This window comes from Peptoanaerobacter stomatis (genome assembly GCF_000238115.1).
GTDB classification, from domain to species: domain Bacteria; phylum Bacillota; class Clostridia; order Peptostreptococcales; family Filifactoraceae; genus Peptoanaerobacter; species Peptoanaerobacter stomatis.
In genome coordinates, this window is record NZ_JH414580.1 from 1 (window position 1) to 5835 (window position 5835).

A 5835-nucleotide genomic window follows, 5' to 3' on the forward strand; every position below is an offset into this window, starting at 1 on the left:
TAAAAAGAGAAAAAAGCAATAAAAAAGACAAGCATAAATGCCTGCCTCCTTTATCCAATTGGCTATGACCTACTCTCCCAAGACCCTGCGGTCTAAGTACCATCAGCGATGAAGAGCTTAACTTCTGTGTTCGGTATGGGTACAGGTGTATCCTCTCCTCTTTTATAACCATATTGTTTCTTTCGATTGATATACTTCGCATAACTTCGTTAAGTTTCATATCGCTCGTCGGTCACGTAGCCTTAGTACGCTCTCTCCTTACTCATTCACTTGCCTCGTTCTGCTTGTATCTGAATCGAAATAATTTTCATTTGTTATTTAAAAACATAATTTATTGGTGGAGACAAGGAGATTCGAACTCCTGACCCCCTGCTTGCAAGGCAGGTGCTCTCCCAACTGAGCTATGCCCCCATCATATCTTTCAGCTATACTTTGCACAATGAAAACTGCATATCATCTGTTAGGTTAAGTCCTCGACCTATTAGTACAAGTTGGCTTAATACATTACTGCACTTACACTCCTTGCCTATCTACCACTTACTCTTAATGGGGTCTTACTTCTTTCGAATGGGATATCTTATCTTGAGGTTGGCTTCGTGCTTAGATGCCTTCAGCACTTATCCTTTCCGCACATAGCTACCCAGCTGTGCCTTTGGCAAGACAACTGGTACACCAGTGGTGCGTCCATCCCGGTCCTCTCGTACTAAGGATAGCTCCTCTCAAATATCCTACGCCTGCGACGGATAGGGACCGAACTGTCTCACGACGTTCTGAACCCAGCTCGCGTACCACTTTAATGGGCGAACAGCCCAACCCTTGGGACCTACTCCAGCCCCAGGATGTGATGAGCCGACATCGAGGTGCCAAACCTCCCCGTCGATGTGAACTCTTGGGGGAGATCAGCCTGTTATCCCCAGGGTAGCTTTTATCCGTTGAGCGATGGCAATTCCACTTTCTACCACCGGATCACTAAGCCCGACTTTCGTCTTTGCTCGAGTTGTCTCTCTCGCAATCAAGCTCCCTTTTGCCTTTGCACTCTTCGCATGATTTCCGACCATGCTGAGGGAACCTTTGGACGCCTCCGTTACTCTTTGGGAGGCGACCGCCCCAGTCAAACTGTCCGCCAAGCACTGTCCCGTACCTTGCTTCAAAGGTTCCGGTTAGAACTCACATAATCAAAGGGTGGTATCCCAAAGTTGGCTCCTGTAAATCTGACGACCTACATTCTCTGCCTCCCACCTATTCTGTACATTAATTACATAAATTCAATACTAAGCTACAGTAAAGCTCCATGGGGTCTTTCCGTCCTGTCGCAGGTTTCCGGCATCTTCACCGGTACTACAATTTCACCGAGTCTGTTGTTGAGACAGTGCCCAAATCGTTACGCCTTTCGTGCGGGTCGGAACTTACCCGACAAGGAATTTCGCTACCTTAGGACCGTTATAGTTACGGCCGCCGTTTACTGGGGCTTAAATTCAAATCTTCGATTTCTCTAAACTCTCCTCTTAACCTTCCAGCACCGGGCAGGCGTCAGCCCCTATACTTCACCTTTCGGTTTCGCAGAGACCTATGTTTTTGGTAAACAGTCGCTTGGGCCTTTTTTCTGTGGCCTACTCTCGTAGGCACCCCTTCTCCCTAAGTTACGGGGTCATTTTGCCGAGTTCCTTAACAACAGTTCTCTCGCTGGCCTTAGGTTTCTCACCTTACCCACCTGTGTCGGTTTTCGGTACGGGCTACTTGTATCTGGATAGAAACTTTTCCTGTCAGTGTGAAATCATTAACTTCGCTACTTTATTCGCTCCCCTTCACAGCTCATATTATCAAGCATACGGATTTGCCTTTATACTCTAACTTGCTGCTTGGACGTGCTCTTCCAGTCGCACGCTTTAACTATCCTCCTGCGTCATTCCTTCTCCTCTTTGCCGATACTCGTAGGTACAGGAATCTTAACCTGTTATCCATCAGCTACGCATCTCTGCCTCGCCTTAGGCCCCGACTTACCCTGAGCGGACGAACCTTCCTCAGGAATCCTTGGGTTTTCGGCCTGTGTGATTCTCACACACATCTCGCTACTCATGCCAACATTCTCTCTCGTATATTGTCCACAGTCTCTTTCGATTCTGCTTCGTCCTATCATACGATGCTCTTCTACCACTCACGTCTTGCGTGAATCCAAAGCTTCGGTAGTATGTTTGAGCCCCGGTAATTTTCGGCGCAAAACCACTCGACCAGTGAGCTATTACGCACTCTTTTAATGTATGGCTGCTTCTAAGCCAACATCCTGGTTGTCTGTGCAATTTCACATCCTTTTCCACTTAACATACATTTGGGGACCTTAGCTGTTGGTCTGGGCTTTTTCCCTCTTGACTATGGATCTTATCACTCATAGTCTGACTGCCTTTTATCATATATTGGTATTCGCAGTTTGATAGCTTTCGGTAACCTATACGGCCCCTAGAGCATTCAGTGCTCTACCCCCAATATACTTTTCTAAAGACGCTAGCCCTAAAGCTATTTCGAAGAGAACCAGCTATCTCCGAGCTCGATTGGAATTTCACCTCTACCCACAAGTCATCCCCGAACTTTTCAACGTTCGTGGGTTCGGTCCTCCATTTCATGTTACTGAAACTTCAACCTGCTCATGGGTAGGTCGCCCGGTTTCGGGTCTATGCTGTATAACTTATCGCCCTTTTCAGACTCGCTTTCGCTTTGGATTTGAAACTTAATTTCTTTTCCTTGCTTTACAGCATAACTCGTTGGCCCGTTCTACAAAAAGTACGATGTCACTTATCGCTCCATCTGTTTGTAAGCATATGGTTTCAGGTTCTCTTTCACTCCCCTCCCGGGGTTCTTTTCACCTTTCCCTCACGGTACTATTCTCTATCGGTTGATTAGTAGTATTTAGCCTTTGGGGGTGGTCCCCCTTTCTTCTCGCAGGGTTCCTCGTGTCCTACGATACTCTGGTACTATCTCGTGCGTCTTCTTGTTTTAAATACCGGACTTTTACCGTCTTTGGTGTAGCTTCCCAGACTACTTCTTCTTCAATACCTCGTCACTTTGTTGATAGTCCTTACCCCATTTAAGTTTCCTTATATGGTTTGGGCTCCTCCCATTTCGCTCGCCGCTACTTTGGGAATCGATGTTTCTTTCTTTTCCTCCACCTACTTAGATGTTTCAGTTCGGCGGGTTCCCTTCCTATTACTTATTTATTCGGTAATGGATACTTAATATCTCTATTAAGTGAGTTTCCTCATTCGGAGATCTATGACTATAACGGATGTTTGCTCCTTATCATAGCTTTTCGCAGCTTGCCACGTCCTTCTTCGGCTCTAATCACCTAGGCATTCACCTTATGCTCTTTCTTCCTTAACCTATTTGTTTTTTTATCCTTAGTTTTCTCTAAGTTGACCTTGCTATTTGTTTACTTGGTGTAAATTGTATAATCCTTTGACTTTTTATTCGGAAAAACTTAATATTTTATTTTTGTCTTTCTTCCTTTTTGTCTGCGTTTTATACTTTCTGATGATATGCAGTTTTCATTGTACAAATTTGTTATATATTGCGACGTACTTCTTCGTTAAACTTCGTATCAAGCTTCACTTACATACCTTAGTATGCTCCTTCAGCTTTCACTTGTTTGCCTCGAATTACTTGCAATCTATCCCAAATTACCTTAGCTAAATATTTTGCATTTCTACGCTCATATCTAAACTAAAAGCAACATTTGGATTTTTACCTATATTCCTTTATGAAATACTTGTAATTTATCCTATTTTTCTTTTGTTATTCATCTTACTTGAACAACAAAAATCGGATAGTAAACTTTTTTCTCCTTAGAAAGGAGGTGATCCAGCCGCACCTTCCGATACGGCTACCTTGTTACGACTTCACCCCAGTTACTAAGTTCACCTTAGGCAGCTTCTCCTTGCGTTAGATCACTGACTTTGGGTGCCCTCAGCTCCCATGGTGTGACGGGCGGTGTGTACAAGACCCGGGAACGCATTCACCGCAACATTCTGATTTGCGATTACTAGTAACTCCGACTTCATGTAGGCGAGTTTCAGCCTACAATCCGAACTTGGACCGTTTTTTTCAGGTTTGCTCTTCTTCACAGATTCGCTTCTCTTTGTTACGGCCATTGTAGCACGTGTGTAGCCCTAAGCATAAGGGGCATGATGATTTGACGTCATCCCCACCTTCCTTTAGGTTATCCCTAACTGTCTTATTAGAGTGCCTGCCTTTACGCACTGGCAACTATTAATAGGGGTTGCGCTCGTTGCGGGACTTAACCCAACATCTCACGACACGAGCTGACGACAACCATGCACCACCTGTGTGGATTGTATACCCGAAGGTATTATTACAACTTTACATTGCTTTTCAATCCCATGTCAAGCTTAGGTAAGGTTCTTCGCGTTGCTTCGAATTAAACCACATGCTCCGCTACTTGTGCGGGTCCCCGTCAATTCCTTTGAGTTTTATTCTTGCGAACGTACTCCCCAGGCGGAACACTTATTGCGTTTGCGCCGGCACCGAGATTCCTCCCGACACCTAGTGTTCATCGTTTACGGTGTGGACTACCAGGGTATCTAATCCTGTTTGCTACCCACACTTTCGTGCCTCAGCGTCAGTTTTAGTCCAGAAAGTCGCCTTCGCCACCGGTATTCCTCCCAATATCTACGCATTTCACCGCTACACTGGGAATTCCACTTTCCTCTCCTATACTCAAGCTTATTAGTTTCAAGGCCGAACAGCAGTTGAGCTGCTGCCTTTTAACCTTGACTTAACAAGCCGCCTACGCACCCTTTACGCCCAGTAATTCCGGATAACGCTTGCCCCCTACGTATTACCGCGGCTGCTGGCACGTAGTTAGCCGGGGCTTTCTTGTATGGTACTGTCATTTCTTTCTTCCCATACGACAGAACTTTACGACCCTGGGGCCTTCTTCGTTCACGCGGCATTGCTGCATCAGGGTTCCCCCCATTGTGCAATATCCCCCACTGCTGCCTCCCGTAGGAGTTTGGACCGTCTCTCAGTTCCAATGTGGCCGTTCACCCTCTCAGGTCGGCTACTGATCGTCGCCTTGGTAGGCTCTTACCCCACCAACTAGCTAATCAGACGCAAGCTCGTCTATAACCGCCTCAGCTTTGATATATAATATTCCCATATCATATATTTTATCTCGTATTAGCTAACATTTCTATTAGTTATTCGTGTGTTATAGGTTGATTACTTACGTGTTACTCACCCGTCCGCCACTAAGTCTTATATTCCATCCGAAAACTTCACATATGACTTCGTTCGACTTGCATGTGTTAGGCATGCCGCCAGCGTTCATCCTGAGCCAGGATCAAACTCTCAATTAAAATTTGACTTCTCTCAGCATTTTTTTATCCTTACTGACTTTGTTTCTTTGGTACATTTAACTTATTCTTCATAAGTCACTTTGTTTACTATCCGATTTTCATTGTTCATCTGTCCTTTGACAGCTCGTTTATTATATCTCTTCTTTTCCTTGCTGTCAAGTACTTTTTTTATTTTTTATTTTCTTTTTATCTCTGTTTTGTTCTCTCTCATCGAGAGCTTTATCATATTATCATATTTACTTATGCTTAGTCAACTGTTTTTTTTATTTTTTTTACTTTTTTTGTTTTCTCGTTCTTTTTTTATCTTTTATTGTTTTTTATCCTTACTTTAATTATATACTTTCTTTATTTATTTTATGTTTTCGTTCTGAATTTTGCTTATCCTATTTTCTAATAAAATTATGAATAACTTGTATAATTATATAATATTAATATAGATAGTATACAAAAAAATAATTATTATGTTTTT

General features: G+C 43.7%; 1 tRNA gene and 3 rRNA genes. All 4 read right to left on the reverse strand.

Features of this window, described 5'->3' with window-relative positions:
* Positions 1–56 precede the first annotated feature (56 nt).
* The 4 genes from rrf to HMPREF9629_RS11020 all read right to left on the reverse strand — a co-directional run bounded on the left by rrf (position 57) and on the right by HMPREF9629_RS11020 (position 5366).
* Positions 57–173 (reverse strand): 5S ribosomal RNA (gene rrf, locus HMPREF9629_RS11005).
* 162 nt (positions 174–335) lie between these two features.
* Positions 336–411 (reverse strand) — tRNA-Ala (locus HMPREF9629_RS11010).
* A 50-nt stretch (positions 412–461) separates the two neighbouring features.
* Positions 462–3372, reverse strand: a 23S ribosomal RNA gene (locus HMPREF9629_RS11015).
* A 465-nt stretch (positions 3373–3837) separates the two neighbouring features.
* Positions 3838–5366: ribosomal RNA gene (locus HMPREF9629_RS11020) — 16S ribosomal RNA — on the reverse strand.
* The 16S, 23S and 5S rRNA genes sit together here with 1 tRNA gene alongside, the layout of an rRNA operon.
* Between the last annotated feature and the right edge of the window lie 469 nt (positions 5367–5835).